The sequence below is a fragment of the Variovorax sp. MPBD4-3 genome (assembly GCF_058809745.1).
The window spans coordinates 1-16,149 of record NZ_JBXASW010000053.1 but is presented as its reverse complement, the minus strand read 5'-3'; the positions used below and the strand labels follow the sequence as shown (position 1 = coordinate 16,149).

Genomic DNA, 16,149 nt, shown 5'->3' with positions numbered 1-16,149 from the left:
ATGCGCCGTGCCGCCGTTTTTGAGCGATCATCCGGCCATGGCAAGAGAAAAGACGACGACCGCGCGTGCAAGCGCCACGGGGCAACTGGTTCAGGGCCGCTCGGTTGCGACGCTGGGGCGCGGCATGGCGCTGGTGAAGGTCGGCAAGGCGGCGCGGCCGGCAGTGCGCCCCGAGGACAACACCACGGTGCTGCTGAAGAAGGCGGCCCGTGCGCTCAACAAGCCCGGCATCGACAGGGCGGTGGTCTTTCGCGGACCCAACGCAGCCAAGATATTCGCCTACTACGCCTACCCGCAGGACCCGACCAAGGTCATCCGCGAGTCCGCCGACGGCACCCAGGTGGTCGGCCGGCTGGTCGACGGCAGGTTCCGCGCGAGCAAGGCGTGAGCCGCCGCCCACCCAGTCTCGAGAAGCTGCTCGAGCAGACGCAGGGGCCGCGCCCGGTGGCCTTCGTGCTTGCCGGCCACAACGGCTCCGGCAAGTCCACGCTGTGGTACTCGCGCCTGGCTGCGTCGCTGCGCATGCCGCTCATCAACGCCGATCGCATGATGATGTCGATCCTGCCGGACGCCGACCCCCGTACCGGGCACATCCCGCCCTGGGCCCAGCAGCTGCGCGACGACGACCTGAAGTGGCAGATCCTGTCGCAGGAAGGCGTGCGCGCCTTCAAGAGCCTGGTGATGGACCAGCGCATGCCCTTCGCGTTTGAGACGGTCTTCTCGCACTGGAAGCCGCTGCCCGGCGGCGGCCACGAATCCAAGGCGGACGACATCCGCGCAATGCAGCAGGCGGGCTACTTCGTCGTGCTGCTCTTCGTCGGCCTGGTGTCGGTCGACATGTCCGTCTTTCGCGTGAGCACCCGCAAGCAGCAGGGCGGCCACGACGTGGACCGCAGGAAGCTCGTCGAGCGCTTTCCCCGCACGCAGGCGGCGGTCGGGCATGCGGCGCAGATCGCGAACATGACGCTCATGTTCGACAACAGCCGCTCCGAGAAAGACGCCTTCGCGCTGGTGCGGGCGCAGGCAAAGAGGTCGGTTCTCTTCGACGCGCGCGATCCGCAGTTCAAGGTCGATCCTCAACTCCGTGCCGTGTGCGATCCGTGGCTGGAGAAGGTCGCGGGGCCGTTCAGGCCGCGGCGCATTTCGCCGCCGAAGAAGATTGCACCGGAACAAGCGCCTGGCGGGAACACCCCATGAGCACTGCCGTGACGCCGCAAGCGCTCGTCGATCTGCCCGGCGCGCTGCGGCTCACCCTTGCCGCGCCTGCCCGAGCAGCCAGTCACTGAAGAACTTCAAGAGCGGTCGCTGGTCGGCGCGCTCCGGCGTGACAAGGTAGTAGTTGCGCTCGCCCGACAACGGCCGCGCGCATGCGACGACAAGCTCGCCGCGCGCCAGTTCGTCGGCCACCAGCATCGTCGGCATCAGCGCCACGCCGAGGCCATGGGACGCTGCGGCCGCGAGGATGGAGAACAGCTCGTAGCGCGGTCCGCCGCGCGCGTTGGGCGCGTCGATCTGCTGCGCGTCGAACCACTGGCGCCAGCCGTCGGGCCGGGTGCTCTGCTGCAGCAGCGGCATCTTCGCGATGGCGGCCGGCGTCACGGCCTTGCCGCGCGGCAGCAGGGCGGGGCTGCACACCGGCACCACGTCTTCGTGCATCAGCAGCAGCGCATGCGTGCCGGCCCAGTTCTCGACCTGCGCGGGCGTGCCGGCGTAGAGCGCGGCGTCGAACTCGGCATCCGCGAACAGGAAGGGGCGGGTGCGCGTTTCGATGTGCACCACCACGTCGGGCTGCAGCGCCGCGAAACCTTTCAGGCGCGGCATGAGCCAGCGGGTGGCGAAGGTGGGCACGGCCGCCAGCGAGAGCGAGCCGCCCTCGCCCTGGTGCGCCATCGCGTCGAGCGTGTCGCGCTCCATGGCCTCGAGGCGCTTGGCCGTCTGCCGCGCATAGGCCGCGCCGCTGGCGGTGAGCGCCACGCCGTGCCGTGTGCGGCGGAACAGCGCCACGCCCAGGAAGGCTTCGAGCGTGCCGATCTGGCGCGACACCGCGCTCTGGGTGAGGGCCAGCTCCTGCGCGGCGCGCGTGTAGCTCTCGTGGCGCGCGGCGGCGTCGAAGCACACCAGGGTCTGCAGGGGCGGGATCTTGCGGCGCATGCATGTATGCCTGGAAAGTATGAATGGAACGCAGCGCTCGCCAATGAAGACGCTGCCCGAACATCTTGCAAGACATTCTACAAACGCATATCTGGGTGAGGAATCCTCGTTTGCGTCATGGCTTGCGCGTGGCTAGGATCGACCGATCCCCCTCTTTTTGTTTTCTTCCCCCTTCTCCGGAGACAGCCACATGGCCGCCAAAGCGCAATTCCACTGGGACGACCCCCTTCTTCTCGACCAGCAACTGACCGACGAAGAACGCATGATCCGCGACGCGGCCAACGCCTACTGCCAGGAGCGCCTGGCGCCCCGCGTCACTGAAGGCTTCCGCACCGGCGAGACCGACCCGGCCATCTTCCGCGAGATGGGCGCGCTCGGCCTGCTCGGCCCGACCATCCCCGAGCAGTACGGCGGCCCCGGCCTCAACTACGTGGCCTACGGCCTGATCGCCCGCGAAGTCGAGCGCGTCGATTCGGGCTACCGCTCGATGGCCAGCGTGCAGAGCTCGCTGGTGATGGTGCCGATCTTCGAATTCGGCACCGAAGCGCAGAAGCAGAAGTTCCTGCCCAAGCTCGCCACCGGCGAATGGATCGGCTGCTTCGGCCTGACAGAGCCCGACCACGGCTCCGACCCCGGCAGCATGGCCACGCGCGCCAAGAAGGTGCCGGGCGGCTACTCGCTCAGCGGCTCGAAGATGTGGATCAGCAACTCGCCGATCGCCGACGTGTTCGTGGTGTGGGCCAAGGAAGTCAGCGAAAGCGGCACGGTCGGCCCCATCCGCGGCTTCGTGCTCGAGAAGGGCATGAAAGGCCTCTCGGCCCCCGCCATCCACGGCAAGGTCGGCCTGCGCGCCAGCATCACCGGCGAGATCGTGATGGACGGCGTGTTCTGCCCCGAAGAGAACGCCTTCCCCGAAGTGCAGGGCCTCAAGGGCCCCTTCACCTGCCTGAACAGCGCCCGCTACGGCATCTCGTGGGGTGCCCTGGGCGCCGCCGAAGACTGCTGGCACCGCGCCCGCCAGTACACGCTGGACCGCAAGCAGTTCGGCCGCCCGCTGGCTGCCAACCAGCTCATCCAGAAGAAGCTGGCCGATATGCAGACCGAGATCACGCTGGGCCTGCAAGGCAGCCTGCGCCTGGGCCGCATGAAGGACGAGGGCATTGCCGCGGTCGAAATCACCTCGATCATGAAGCGCAACAACTGCGGCAAGTCGCTGGACATCGCCCGCATGGCGCGCGACATGATGGGCGGCAACGGCATCAGCGACGAATTCGGCGTGGCACGCCACCTGGTGAACCTGGAAGTGGTCAACACCTACGAAGGCACGCACGACATCCACGCGCTGATCCTGGGCCGCGCCATCACCGGCATCGCGGCGTTCGCGAACTGATCGAACGCATGAGCAACAAGCCCGCAGCACTCGACGGCATCAAGGTCCTCGATCTGTCCCGCGTGCTCGCGGGCCCGTGGTGCACGCAGATCCTGGCGGACCTGGGCGCCGACGTCGTCAAGATCGAGCGCCCCGGCCTCGGCGACGACACGCGCACCTGGGGCCCGCCCTTCATCAAGGACGCCGACGGCAACGACACCGACCAGGCCAGCTACTTCACCGCCTGCAACCGCAACAAGCGCTCGGTCACGGTCGACATGGCCACGCCCGACGGGCAGGCGCTGCTCAGGCAGATGGCGGCGCAGGCCGACATCGTGGTGGAGAACTTCAAGACCGGCGGGCTGAAGCAATACGGCCTCGACCAGGAAAGCCTGCGCGCGGCCAACCCGCGCCTCATCTACTGCAGCGTGACCGGCTTCGGCCACGACGGCCCCTATGCGGAGCGCGCCGGCTACGACCTGATGATCCAGGCCATGACCGGCATGATGAGCATCACCGGCCGCCCCGACGACGTGCCCGGCGGCGGTCCGCTGCGCGTGGGCGTGGCGCTGACCGACCTGTTCACCGGCGTCTACGCCAGCACCGCGATCCTCGCGGCGCTGCAGGTGCGCGACCGCACCGGCGAAGGCCAGCACATCGACATGGCGCTGCTCGACGTGGGCATGGCCATCCTCGCCAACCAGGCCAGCGCCTTCCTCAACACCGGCAAGGCGCCCGGGCGCCAGGGCAATACGCACCCGAGCCTCGCGCCCTACCAGGACTTTCCGACGCAGGACGGCGCGATGCTGCTGGCCATCGGCAACAACGGCCAGTTCGCGCGCTTCTGCGAAGCGGCGGGCCATCCTGAATGGGCGAGCGACGCGCGCTTTGCCACCAACACGCTGCGCGTGAAGCACCGCGGCGTGCTGATCCCGATGATGGAAGAACTCACGCGCACCCGCACCACGGCCGCGTGGGTCACGCTGCTCGAGGACAAGGCCGTGCCCTGCGGCCCTATCAACGACATCGCGCAGGCCTTCGACGACGCACAGGTGCAGGCGCGCGGCCTCAAGGTCACGCTGCCGCGCGACGCGGGCGACGGCATCGCCAGCATCACCGGCGTGGCGAGTCCGCTGCGCCTGTCGGCCACGCCGCCCGTGCTGCGCCACGCGCCGCCCGCGCTGGGCCAGCACACGCGCGAGGTGCTGGCGGAGATGGGCATCGACGACGCCCGCTTCGACGCCCTGCGGTCGGCCGGCGTGGTCTGAAAAAAACGGCGCAGGCACGGCGAGCCCGGTGCGCCTTCCGGCGCCTGCGGCCGCAATCGCCTGACGCCCTTCGTCAGCCCGCGCGCCCGATGGTCGCCACCGCGAACACCACCACGCCCAGCACCAGGTTCAGCGTCACCAGCTTGCGCACGGTATCCAGCCGCGCGGCAGCCACCGGCCACGCGCTTTCTTCCACCGCGCGCCGCATGGCCCGGAACACCGAAGCGCGGATGTAGGCGTAGATCGCGGCCATCACGATCGCGATGCTCATCATGGCCTCGATGCGCCAGTGCAGGCCGCGGAAGCCGCCTGCCGCCATGATCATTCCCACGCCGCTCACGAACAGCAGCGTGACCGACGCATCCACTCCCACGAAGAAGCGCCGCAGCGTCGCGGCCATCATGCGCAGCCGCAGCGGTGGCTCCAGCGTGGCGACGGCCGATGGGCGCACCGCGAAGTGCATGGTCGCCATGCCGCCTACCCAGAAGGCGGCGCACAGCAGGTGGATGAAGAGTGCAATGACGTAGGACATGGGGTCCGATCAGAACACCGAAGCGGCGATGTGCGCAATGCGGCGGATCATCCCTTTCAGGCCGGGGTGCTTCTGGCCCGCGCGGCCGTGCGTCTTTCCTTGGCGGACGTGTCGTCGGCATAGAGCCGCATGTCGGCCACCACGCGGCGCAGCAATTCGGCCGCGGCCGGCGACAGCATGCGCCCGTGGCGCGACACGATGTGCGAGCGCCCCTGCGACAGCAGCGGGTTCTTCATGGGCAGCTCCACCAGTTCGGGGCTGTCGGCGTTGGGCGTGAGCGAGATGCGCGTGCCCAGCGTGTAGCCCAGCCCTGCCGACACGAAATGGCCGAGCGCGCTGAACGAGGTGGTGGTCAGCAGCGCGGGCAGCCGCACGCCCTCGCTGACCTCCGCCGCCTCGATGTGCTGGCGCACGCCGAAGTGGCGGTGCAGCGTGGCGCCGGGGTAGGGCAGCAGGTCGGCCAGCTTGAGCGGCCGGCCCAGCTGCGCGAGCGGATGCGAGCGCAGCACCATCGCCTGGATGGGCTGCGGGTGCGACTGGTGCGAGGTGAGACGGTCGTCCTTCGGTGGCTGGAACAGCATGCCGATGTGGGCGCGCTCCTCGACCACGCGGCGCACGATCTCGTCGGTGCTGGCCACGTCCAGCTCGATGGTGATCTTCGGGTGCGTGGTCATGAAGTCGCGCAGGCTGTGGCGCATGAGCCAGTCGACGTAGCCCTCGCCCGCCACGATGTCGATGTGCCCGCGCTCGATCTTGCGGATGCTGTCCATCTGCGCCATGAGGTGCTGCTTCTGGCTGTTCTGGCGCCGCACGTAGCCGGCCAGCATCTCGCCCGCGTCGGTGGCCACCACGCCGCGTCCGTGGCGCTCCAGCAGCGGCACGCCGCACTCCTGCTCGAGGATGCCGATGGCACGGCTGACGGCCGAGGGGTCCATGTCCAGCACGTCGGCGGCGCCGCGCACCGAACCGCTGTCGAGCACCTGCATGAAGTAGCGCACGCGGCGCGTGTCGAGCTTGTCGTCCATGGCCCGGTCTCCTGAAGTTCGTGGCGAGTGTTGCATTCAATGCATCGAATATCCCGATTTACGGTCATTGATGCAATAGAGCCGGACGCGGAAACTCGCCGGCATTCCGCCAGAAGAAGCCCCACCCATGACCTCTGCCGCCTCCGTTCTTGCCGCACCCGCGCGCTCCAGCGCCTCCGGAAAACTCAAGCTCGTGCTCGTCACGCTGGCCATCGTGGCCGCGGCCGAACTCATCGGCCCGGTGCAGTTCAGCGTCGGCCCCGGCAAGGTGGCGCTGCTGCCGATGCTGTGGGCGCTGCTGATCGCGGCCGTGTGGGGCATTGCGCAGCGCCGCCTGCCGGGCGCGGTGCGCGTGGCCACGGCCGAGCAGTCGCTGGCCGGCGGCCTGCTGAACGCCGGCCTGCTGCTGTTCGTGGTGAAGCTCGGCCTCACGGTGGGCGCCGCGCTGCCGCAGGTCAGGCAGGCCGGCTGGGCGCTGCTGTTCCAGGAGTTCGGCCATGCGCTCGGCACCCTGGCGCTGGGCCTGCCGCTGGCGCTGCTGCTGGGCATCAAGCGCGAGGCCGTGGGCGCGACCTTCTCGGTGGGCCGCGAGGGCAACCTGGTGATCATCGGCGAGAAGTACGGCATGGCCTCGCCGGAAGGCCGCGGCGTGCTGGCCGAGTACATCACCGGCACCGTGCTGGGCGCGCTCTTCATCGCGGTGCTGGCGGGCTTCATCGCCAGCCTGCACATCTTCGATCCGCGTTCGCTGGCCATGGGCGCCGGCGTGGGCTCGGGCAGCCTGATGGCCGCCGCGCTGGGCGCCATCGCCGCGCAGCAGCCGGCCGAGATGCTGCCGCAGCTCACCGCCATTGCGGCCGCCTCGAACCTGCTGACCACCGTGGCCGGCTTCTACTTCACGCTGTTCCTGTCGCTGCCGCTGTGCTCGTGGCTCTACGGCAAGCTGGAGCCGGTGCTGGGCCGCTTCTCGAAGCGCGGCGCGCAGGACGCGGCGGGCACGGGCGCGGTGTCGCAAGTCAGCATGGCGCACGGCGGCGCCACGTCGCTGCGCGACACGCTCATCGCCTGGACGGTGGTGGGCGGCGGCGTGCTCATCGGCAATTCGCTGACCTACAAGGTGCCGGTGCTGGTGTCGCTCGAAGGCATGGCGGCGGTGGTGCTGATCGCGCTGGTGGTCGAGGGCATCAAGCGGCTGGTGCCGCGCCTGCCGATGGTGCTGGTGCTGTCGGTGGTGGCCACGCTGGCGGGCATTCCGGGGCTGTTTCCGTTTTCCGACGCGCTGATCGCCATCACCGCCAAGCTCAACTTCCTGGCCTTCACCACGCCGGTGCTGGCGCTGGCCGGCTTCTCGGTCGCGAAGGACCTGCCGGTGTTCCGCCAGCTGGGCTGGCGCATCGTGGTGGTGTCGCTCACCGCCACGGCCGGCACCTTCCTGGGTGCGACCCTGATCGCCGAATTCTTCCATTGACCCCGACAACCCCACGAGAGACCCACGCCATGTACCGCGACCCCGAAATCGCCGAAGACACCCGCGCCCGCATGCTCAGCTGGCGCCGCGACATCCACGCCAACCCCGAGACCGCGTTCGAGGAACACCGCACCGCCAACGTCGTCGCCAACGCGCTGATGCTGATGGGCCTGCCGGTGCACCGCGGCCTGGCCGGCACCGGCGTGGTCGGCACGCTGAAGAACGGCGAAGGCCCGAGCATCGCGCTGCGCGCCGACCTCGATGCGCTCAACATGCAGGAACTGGGCACGCAGGCGCACGCCTCCAAGTGCGCCGGCAAGATGCACGCCTGCGGCCACGACGGCCACACCGCCATGCTGCTGGGCGCCGCCGAGCACCTGTCGCGCCACAAGCCCTTCAAGGGCACGGTGCACTTCGTGTTCCAGCCCGCCGAAGAGAACGAAGGCGGCGGCCGCGTGATGGTGGAGGAGGGCCTGTTCGACCGGTTCCCGGCCGACGCCGTCTACGGCATGCACAACTTCCCGGGCCTGCCGCGCGGGCAGTTCGCGATCCGCAAGGGCACGATGACGGCCTTCCTCGACACCTTCGAGATCGTCGTCACCGGCAAGGGCAGCCACGGCGCCATGCCAGAGACCGGCATCGACTCGGTGGTGGTCTCGGCCCAGCTCGTCAATGCATTGCAGACCATCGTGAGCCGCCGCACCGGCGCGACCGACTCGGCCGTGGTCAGCGTCACGCAGATCCACGGCGGCGACACCTGGAACGTGATTCCCGAGACCGTGGTGCTGCGCGGCACCGTGCGCACGCTCGACGCCGCCATCCAGGACAAGACCCAGGCCGCCATGCAGCAGATCTGCGACGGCGTGGCCGCCACGCACGGCGCGAAGGTGGCGCTCGACTACCGCCGCGGCTACCCCGGCGTGGTCAACACGCCCGCCGAGACCGATGCCGCCGTGGCCGCCGCAGCCAGCCTGGTGGAGCGCGCGCAGGTCAAGACCGACATCCCGCCGGCCATGGGCTCGGAAGACTTCGCCTTCATGCTGCAGAAGCGCCCGGGCGCCTACATCGGCATCGGCGCGGGGGAAGGCCCGAACGACCCGAACGTGCACAACCCGTACTACGACTTCAACGACAACATCCTGCCGCTGGGCGCGGCCTACTGGGTGGCGCTGGTCAGGCAGCAGCTTCCTGCATCAGGGGATGAGGGCATGATGCGCTGATGCTCTCCGCCTTCGACATCTTCAAGATCGGCATCGGCCCGTCGAGCTCCCACACCGTGGGGCCGATGCGCGCCGCGCTCATGTTCGCCCGGTCGCTCGAGCGGCAGGGCGTGCTGGCGCAGGTGGCGCGGCTGCATGCCGACCTGTTCGGCTCGCTCGGCGCCACCGGGCACGGGCACGCCACCGACCAGGGCGTTATTCTCGGGCTCTTCGGCGATGCGCCCGACACCGTGCGGCCCGAGACCGTGCAGCCCCGGCTGGAGGCGCTGCGCCGCACCGGGCGGCTCGACCTGCTCGGCCGCAAATCCATTGCCTTCGACCGCGTGCGCGACATCGCCTTCCGCGGCGAGGAGTCGCTGCCGGAGCACCCCAACGCCATGCGCTTCACCGCGTTCTCGGCCGAAGGCGCAGTGCTGGCCGAGGGCACGTATTTCTCGGTCGGCGGCGGCTTCGTCGTCGAGGGCGGGCAGGCCGTGGCCGAGACGGTGGCCGCCGCGTCCGCCGTGCCGCATCCCTTCTCCACGGGCGACGAACTCATGGCCCAATGCCGCGCCACCGGCCTGTCGGTGGCCGCGCTGGTCATGCGCAACGAATGCGCCTGGCGACCCGAAGCCGAAGTGCGCGCCGGGCTGCTGCGCATCTGGGGCGTGATGCAGCAGTGCGTGCAGCGCGGCTTCGGCATCGACAACCCGCTGGCCGCAGAGGCGCTGCCCGGTCCGCTGCGCATGCGCCGCCGCGCGCCGGAGCTGAACCGCGAGCTGCTGGCGCAGGCCGGCGCGGCCGATCCGCTCGCGGTGATGGATTGGGTCAATGCCTTCGCGATGGCGGTGAACGAGGAGAACGCCGCCGGCGGCCGCGTGGTCACCGCGCCCACCAACGGCGCGGCGGGCGTGGTGCCGGCGGTGATGCACTACTACCAGCGCTTCGTACAGCAGGCGGGCGACGAAGGCATCGTCGACTTCCTGCTCACCGCCGCGGCCATCGGCATGCTCTACAAGGCCAACGCCTCCATCTCGGGCGCCGAGGTCGGCTGCCAGGGCGAAGTGGGCGTGGCCTGCTCCATGGCTGCCGGCGCGCTGGCCGCGGTACTGGGCGCCACGCCGGCGCAGGTCGAGAACGCCGCCGAGATCGGCATGGAACACAACCTCGGCCTGACCTGCGACCCGGTCGGCGGCATGGTGCAGATCCCGTGCGTGGAGCGCAACGCGATGGGCGCGGTGAAGGCCATCAACGCGGCGCGCATGGCGCTGCGCGGCGACGGCAGCCACTATGTGTCGCTCGACGCGGTGATCCGCACCATGAAGCAGACCGGCGAAGACATGAAGTCGACCTACAAGGAGACTTCGCTGGGCGGGCTTGCGGTGAACGTGGTGGAGTGCTGACCGAGCCTGCGTCAGAATGGCCGGCTCACTGTGCAATGCAGAAAGCCGAGGCCCCATGACCCGCTCCGTCGCCGAAAAGCGCGCCGACTTCCGCGCCCTCCACGAAAAAGGTTGCTTCGTGATTCCGAACCCCTGGGACACGGGCAGCGCGCGCTACCTCGAAGGCCTGGGCTTCAAGGCGCTGGCCACCACCAGCTCCGGCTTCGCTTGGTCGCGCGGACAGGCCGACGGGGCGCTGTCGCGCGCGCAGGTGCTCGACCACCTGCGCGAGCTGGTGGCGGCCACCGACCTGCCGGTGAACGCCGACTTCGAGAACGGCTTCGCCGCCGACGCGCAAGGCGTCGCTGAAAGCGTGCGCCTGGCCATCGAGACCGGCGTGGCGGGCCTGTCGATCGAGGACTCGACCGGCAACGCGGCCGACCCGCTCTTTCCCATTGAAGTGGCGGCCGAGCGCATGCGCGCCGCGCGCCAGGCCATCGACGCCTCGGGCGCCGACGTGCTGCTGATCGGCCGCGCCGAGAACTTCTTCGCCGGCCGGCCCGACCTGGACGACGCCATCGCGCGGCTCAAGGCGTATTCGGACGCGGGCGCCGACTGCCTCTACGCGCCCGGCATCAAGACCCGCGAGCAGATCGCGGCGGTGGTCGCGGCCGTGGCGCCCAAGCCGGTCAACCTGCTGGTCGGCGGAACCAGCGAGCTGAGCATGGTGGACATCTCCGAGCTCGGCGTGCGCCGCGTCAGCGTGGGCGGCGGCATGGCGCGCGCGGCCTGGGGCGGCTTCATGCGCGCCGCGCGCACGCTCGCCGACGAAGGCCGCTTCGACGGCTTCGCGGACGCCGCGGCGGGCAGCGAACTCAACGCCTTCTTCCGCCCGTTCGCCGGCTGACGCGGTGGATGCGCTGCTGGCCGAGGTGCGTGCCTGCCGCGCATGCGCGGTGCACCTGCCGCTCGGGCCGCGTCCCGTGGTGCAGGCCGGCGCGAGCGCGCGGCTGCTGCTCGTCGGGCAGGCGCCCAGCCTCACGGTGCACAAGACCGGCGTGCCATGGGACGACAAGAGCGGCGAGCAGCTGCGGCGCTGGCTCGGCGTGGACCGTGCCGTCTTCTACGACCCCGCACGCATCGCGCTCATGCCTATGGGCTACTGCTACCCCGGCCGCGGCACCAGCGGCGACCTGCCGCCGCGCCGCGAGTGCGCCGCGCTGTGGCACGACAAGCTGCTCGCGCGGATGCCGCACATCGAGCTGACGCTGCTCATCGGCCAGTACGCGCAGCGCCACTTCCTCGGCAAGACCGCGCGCGCCAACGTGACTGACACGGTCGAGGCCTTCGCCGACTACGCGCCGCGCTTCATTCCGCTGCCGCATCCGTCGCCGCGCAACACCGGCTGGTTCAAGCACCACCCGTGGTTCGAGAGCGACGTGCTGCCCGCGCTGCGCGAGCGGGTGCGACTGGCGCTCGGCACCTGACTGAAGTCAGCGCGCCGACGCCACCGGCACTGCCGCCGCATCGAACGGCCGCGCCGCGTACACCACGCGCCCGCCCACCACCGTCATCAGCGATGTGGTCTTTCCGATGCGCTCCAGCGGCACGCTGAGAAAGTCCTGGTCGAGCACCGCGAAGTCCGCCAGCTTGCCGACCTCCAGCGTGCCGCGCCGGTTCTCGTCGAAGCTGAACCATGCGCTGCCCGCCGTGTACAGGCGCAGCGCTTCTTCGCGCGAGGGCGTTTCGTCGAGGCCGCGCATGGCCTTGCCGCTCACCGTCTTGCCGTCGAGCATCCATTGCAGCGCGACGAAGGGGTTGTACGAGGCCACGCGGTGTGCGTCGGTGCCCGCGCCCACGTTCACGCCGGCACGCAGCGCGGTGCCGATGGGCGGCATGCGCCTTGCCGCGTCGCCGCGCACGGCGAGCGCGCGGTCGCCCTGGAAGTACATGGCGTCCTGCATCGTCCAGCCGATGCCCAGCGCCTTCATGCGCGCGAGCGTCTCGGGCGAGGCGTCGTCCAGGTGCGCGATGGACCAGCGCAGGTCCTTGATCGGCACCTCGGCGTTCAGCTTCTCGTACAGCCCGAGCAGATGGTCGACCGAACCGTTCTCCTGCCAGTGGATGGTGACGGCCAGCCTGCGCTGCGCCGCCCACCTGATGAGCTCGTAGAACTTCGCCTTCGCCGCCTCGTCGGGGAAATTGTTGTTGTACATCGCGAGCGTCACGCGCTCGCCCAGGCCGTTGAACTTGAGCATGTCGTCGCCGAAGCCCATCGGCAGCATCTGGGTGAGGTCGCGAAACTCCTGCAGCTCGGCGCCGGGCTTCTGCGCGAACACGCTGTAGGCCACGCGCAGCGTCAGCGCCTTCTCGCGCCACAGCTCGAACAGCGCCGCGTACTGCGAGGGCGCGATGCTGAAGCCGCCCGGGTCCACCAGGCCGGTGATGCCGAGCCGGTTCAGCTCGGTGAAGAAGGCGCGCGTGCCGGCCAGGTTGTCGTCGTAGGTCGGCTTGGGCAGCTTGTCGAACAGCGCCGAGATGCCGACGATGTCGCCGGTCATCCAGCCCGGCGCGCCGTCGGGCGACGGCTTCATGCCCGCGGGCAGCGTGCCGGCGGGAACGCCCAGCGCCTCGAGCGCCTTGGGCGTCATCACCACCGCCTCGTAGAAGAGCTGCACGTACACCGGATTGTTCGGCGCGGCCTCCTGCAGTTCGGCCAGCGTGGGGCGGCGGCGTTCTGCGAACTGCTGCTCGGTCCAGCCGCCGGCCACGATCAGCCAGCCGCCAGGGCGCGCATTGGCCGCTGCGGTGCGCAGGCGCGCCATGGCCTCCGCGATGGTGCCGGCACCGAACCAGTTGACCTCGGTCGAATAGCTCAGCGCGGCGCGCACCGCGTGCATGTGCGAGTCGATGAGGCCGGGAATGACGGTGCGTCCGCCCGCGTCCACCGTGCGCGTGGCGGGGCCCGACAGCGCGCGCACCTGCGCGGCGTTGCCGACGGCCAGGATGCGCCCGTCGCGCACAGCGAGCGCCTGCGCGGTGCTGCCGGCTTTGTCGAGCGTGACGATCTTCGCGTTGATGACGACGAGGTCCGCCGGTTGCGCCTGCGCGGCGACGGGCAGCAGCAGGCTGGCGGCGAGGGCGGCTGCCGTGAAGAGTGTGCGTGGTGTCATGTCAGTCGACCTTGATGCTTGCGGCTTTCACGACCTGCTGGGCTTTTGCCGTCTCGTCGACGATGAACTTGTTGAACTGCGCCGACGACATCGTGAAGGGCTCGGCGCCCAGCTTCTCCAGCCGCTCCTTCAGTTCTGGCGACACCATGATCTTCGCGACCTCTGCCTGCAGCCGGTCGACCACCGGCTGCGGCGTCTTCGCGGGTGCGAACAAGCCGACCCAGAACAGGTATTCCGAGCCGGGCACGCCGGCCTCCACCGTCGTGGGCGCATCGGGCAATGCCGACGAGCGCTTGCCCGTGCCCACCGCCAGTGCCTGCAGCTTGCCGGTCTTGATGAGCGGCAGCGCAGACACCATCGGCGCGAAGAACCAGTCGACGCGCCCGGCCATCACCTCGGTCATGGCCTCGGGCGTGCCGCGGAAGGGCACGTGCTGCGCGTCGATGCCGGCCGCGAGGCGGAACACCTCGGCGTTCATGTGCGTGGCCGAGCCGTTGCCGGCGGAGCCGTAGTTGAAGCCGCCCGGCTTGGCCTTCACCTTGGCCACCAGGTCTTTCACGTCGGTGAAGTGCGAGGGCGCCGTCACCAGCACGTTGGGCAGGCTGGCCATCGGCGTGATGCCGGTGAAGTCTTTGAGCGTGTCGTACGACAGGCCCTTGTAGATCCACGGGTTCACGAGGTGGCCGGCCGAATGCACCAGCAGCGTGTAGCCGTCGGCCGGCGACTTGGCCGTGATGGCCGCGCCCAGCGTGCCGCCCGCGCCGGGCTTGTTGTCCACGATCACGCTGGTGCCCAGGGCGGGCCCCAGCTTCTCGGCCACCAGGCGCGCGACGATGTCGGTGCCGCTGCCCGCCGTGAACGGCACGACCAGCCTGACCGGCTGCGTGTCGGGCCACGGGCCCTGCGCGTGGGCGCCGGTGAGCGCGCAGGCCGCGAGAGTCGCCGCCACGGCCAGCGTGCGCCGGCGGCTCCAGTTGAGTGTCTTCTTCATGCGTCTTGTCTCCGTTGATTTGTTTGGTTGAGCGATGAATGACTGACCGACCGGCGAAAGAGCTGCTACGGCGGCGGCGCGTTGGGCATCACCAGCGCGACCAGCACCGGCCGGTTGGTGCGGTTCTCCAGCTGGCGCTTTTCACCGGGTGCGAAGCGGCAGCTGTCGTACTGCTCGAGCACGTCTTCCTGGTGCGCCCCGTCGATTTCGCCGACCACGTGGAGCCGGCCTTCGAGCACGAGGTAGAGCTTTTCCATCGGCGAGCCGTCCAGGCCCGTGTGGCCGCCGGGCAGGATCTGGCTCATGCCCATCCACATCTGCGTGGAGGGGCCTGCTTCCTTGCCTTGCAGGCGCAGGCAGCGCATGTCGAAATGGTTGGGCGCCTCGTAGTGCGGCGCCTCGCTGAAACGGGTCACGTGCATGGGATGTGCTCCAGGAGCGGTTCTTCAGGGCCGCAGCACGACGCGGTCGGTGCTGCCCGACAGCACCAGGCGGTAGGCGTCCATGGCTTCGTCGAGCGTGAAGTGGCGCGCGACCGGAAAGGGCTTCAGCGTGCCGCGCTCGAAGCCATCGCGCATGGCGTCGAGCTGCGCGGTGCTGGCGATGCAGTCCATCGCCAGCGAATCGATTCCCACGAAGGTGTGCATGCCGCGGTAGAACGCGAAGATGTCGAAGGGCACGGCGCGGTCGTGCGTGGCGATGAAGATCTGCGTCGCGCCCTTGGCCATGGCCTTGTTGGCGGCCTCGAAGTAGGCGCTGCCCACGGTGTTGTAGACGATGTGCGCACCGCGCCCGTCGGTGAGTTCACGCACCCGCGCGGCGACGTCGGTGTGGTGGCGGGCATCGATGAGGTCCACGGGCCCGTTCGCAAAGCCCGCGTAAGGCCCGGCATGGCGCTGCACCGCGATCACGCGCGCGCCGGCCTGCGACGCCAGTTGCACTGCCGCCTGCCCGACCTTGCCGTTGGCGCCGAGCACCAGCACGGTCTGCCCGGCCTGGGGCATGCCGCTGCGCCGAAAGCCTTCATACGCGGTGACGAAGGGCACGCCCACGGCGCCGGCCTCGTCCATCGAGATGCCGCGCGGCTTGGCGCGCAGCGCCTGTTCGGGCAGCACGAGATAGCGGCCGTGCGAGCCGTCGCGGGTGATGCCGATGTCGCCGCCGGAGCCGTAGACTTCGCGCCCGATCCATTCGGAAGGGCCGCTGACGACGGTGCCCGCGAAGTCGCGGCCGGGGGTGCGGGGCCACACGGCCTGCGGCATGATGCCGAGCGTCGCCTTGACGTCGCTGGGGTTCACTGCTGCGGCGTCGACGCGGACGACGGCGTGGCCCGGGGGCGGGGTGGGTTCGGCCTGCGGCGCGGCGTGCAGTTGCAGCGCGTCGAGGTTGGCGGCTTTTTCGTCCACGCGCAATGCGCGGGATGTGTGGGTCGTGTGCATGGCAGCGACGTTCATTTCTGTTTTCCTGCTTGCTGGGGTTTCTGGGGTTTTCTTGGGCGCTCTTGTTCGGGGTGTGTGCACAGGCCACCGGGTACTCCCCTCCGCGAATGTCCCCCGGGGCTGCGCCCCTCCTCCTTTATTTCGCTGCGGGG

At 69.7% G+C, this 16,149-nt stretch carries 16 protein-coding genes; 9 read left to right on the top strand and 7 right to left on the bottom strand.

Going from position 1 to position 16,149, the window contains the following annotated elements; translation table 11 throughout:
- The first annotated feature begins 37 nt into the window (after positions 1–37).
- Both AC1RVW_RS24170 and AC1RVW_RS24165 read left to right on the top strand, forming a co-directional pair.
- Positions 38–388 carry a hypothetical protein gene (locus AC1RVW_RS24170; protein WP_493203009.1) on the top strand — a complete coding sequence of 117 codons (351 nt, stop codon included), beginning with the start codon at positions 38–40 and terminating at the stop codon, positions 386–388.
- The gene (locus AC1RVW_RS24165; protein WP_493203007.1) at positions 385–1,197 is read left to right on the top strand and encodes a zeta toxin family protein; all 813 of its coding nucleotides are present in this window, start codon (positions 385–387) and stop codon (positions 1,195–1,197) included. Before AC1RVW_RS24170 ends, AC1RVW_RS24165 begins: the two co-directional genes overlap by 4 nt.
- A gap of 51 nt (positions 1,198–1,248) precedes the next feature.
- Here the strand turns inward: AC1RVW_RS24165 and AC1RVW_RS24160 are convergent, their stop codons facing one another.
- Positions 1,249–2,151, bottom strand: coding sequence for a LysR substrate-binding domain-containing protein (locus AC1RVW_RS24160; RefSeq protein ID WP_081267332.1), 903 nt, complete (start codon positions 2,149–2,151; stop codon positions 1,249–1,251).
- 190 nt (positions 2,152–2,341) lie between these two features.
- Between AC1RVW_RS24160 and AC1RVW_RS24155 the strand changes: the two genes are divergently transcribed.
- Together AC1RVW_RS24155 and AC1RVW_RS24150 are read left to right on the top strand one after the other, a co-directional pair.
- Positions 2,342–3,541, top strand: a complete 1,200-nt coding sequence (locus tag AC1RVW_RS24155) for an acyl-CoA dehydrogenase (RefSeq protein WP_081267333.1) — start codon at positions 2,342–2,344, stop codon at positions 3,539–3,541.
- An 8-nt stretch (positions 3,542–3,549) separates the two neighbouring features.
- On the top strand, positions 3,550–4,788 hold the full coding sequence (locus AC1RVW_RS24150) for a CaiB/BaiF CoA transferase family protein (RefSeq protein ID WP_493203004.1): 1,239 nt from the start codon (positions 3,550–3,552) through the stop codon (positions 4,786–4,788).
- 73 nt (positions 4,789–4,861) lie between these two features.
- Here the strand turns inward: AC1RVW_RS24150 and AC1RVW_RS24145 are convergent, their stop codons facing one another.
- Together AC1RVW_RS24145 and AC1RVW_RS24140 are read right to left on the bottom strand one after the other, a co-directional pair.
- Positions 4,862–5,320, bottom strand: a complete 459-nt coding sequence (locus AC1RVW_RS24145) for a CopD family protein (RefSeq protein WP_493203002.1) — start codon at positions 5,318–5,320, stop codon at positions 4,862–4,864.
- A 56-nt stretch (positions 5,321–5,376) separates the two neighbouring features.
- The gene (locus tag AC1RVW_RS24140) at positions 5,377–6,345 is read right to left on the bottom strand and encodes a LysR family transcriptional regulator (protein ID WP_493203000.1); all 969 of its coding nucleotides are present in this window, start codon (positions 6,343–6,345) and stop codon (positions 5,377–5,379) included.
- A gap of 127 nt (positions 6,346–6,472) precedes the next feature.
- Between AC1RVW_RS24140 and AC1RVW_RS24135 the strand changes: the two genes are divergently transcribed.
- From AC1RVW_RS24135 to AC1RVW_RS24115, 5 genes are read left to right on the top strand one after another with little or no spacing between them, the layout of a single operon-like run.
- On the top strand, positions 6,473–7,813 hold the full coding sequence (locus tag AC1RVW_RS24135) for a DUF3100 domain-containing protein (RefSeq protein ID WP_493202998.1): 1,341 nt from the start codon (positions 6,473–6,475) through the stop codon (positions 7,811–7,813).
- Between the two features lie 29 nt (positions 7,814–7,842).
- Positions 7,843–9,033, top strand: a complete 1,191-nt coding sequence (locus tag AC1RVW_RS24130) for a M20 aminoacylase family protein (protein WP_493202996.1) — start codon at positions 7,843–7,845, stop codon at positions 9,031–9,033.
- Complete coding sequence (locus AC1RVW_RS24125; RefSeq protein ID WP_493203050.1) at positions 9,030–10,415, top strand: L-serine ammonia-lyase; 1,386 nt, start codon at positions 9,030–9,032, stop codon at positions 10,413–10,415. The genes AC1RVW_RS24130 and AC1RVW_RS24125 overlap by 4 nt, the downstream gene beginning before the upstream one ends.
- 55 nt (positions 10,416–10,470) lie before the next feature.
- Entirely contained in the window at positions 10,471–11,301 is an 831-nt protein-coding gene (locus AC1RVW_RS24120) for an isocitrate lyase/PEP mutase family protein (RefSeq protein ID WP_106936206.1), read from the top strand.
- Between the two features lie 4 nt (positions 11,302–11,305).
- A complete protein-coding gene (locus tag AC1RVW_RS24115; protein ID WP_493202993.1) occupies positions 11,306–11,881 on the top strand; it encodes a uracil-DNA glycosylase family protein in 576 nt (191 codons plus the stop codon).
- A gap of 6 nt (positions 11,882–11,887) precedes the next feature.
- Here AC1RVW_RS24115 and AC1RVW_RS24110 read toward each other — a convergent pair whose 3' ends face one another.
- The 4 genes from AC1RVW_RS24110 to AC1RVW_RS24095 all read right to left on the bottom strand — a co-directional run bounded on the left by AC1RVW_RS24110 (position 11,888) and on the right by AC1RVW_RS24095 (position 16,012).
- The gene (locus AC1RVW_RS24110) at positions 11,888–13,567 is read right to left on the bottom strand and encodes an amidohydrolase (protein WP_493202991.1); all 1,680 of its coding nucleotides are present in this window, start codon (positions 13,565–13,567) and stop codon (positions 11,888–11,890) included.
- 1 nt (position 13,568) lies between these two features.
- Entirely contained in the window at positions 13,569–14,558 is a 990-nt protein-coding gene (locus AC1RVW_RS24105) for a tripartite tricarboxylate transporter substrate binding protein (RefSeq protein ID WP_493202989.1), read from the bottom strand.
- Positions 14,559–14,623: 65 nt separating this feature from the next.
- On the bottom strand, positions 14,624–14,980 hold the full coding sequence (locus AC1RVW_RS24100) for a cupin domain-containing protein (RefSeq protein ID WP_493202987.1): 357 nt from the start codon (positions 14,978–14,980) through the stop codon (positions 14,624–14,626).
- A 24-nt stretch (positions 14,981–15,004) separates the two neighbouring features.
- The gene (locus AC1RVW_RS24095; RefSeq protein ID WP_493202985.1) at positions 15,005–16,012 is read right to left on the bottom strand and encodes a quinone oxidoreductase family protein; all 1,008 of its coding nucleotides are present in this window, start codon (positions 16,010–16,012) and stop codon (positions 15,005–15,007) included.
- Positions 16,013–16,149 lie beyond the last annotated feature (137 nt).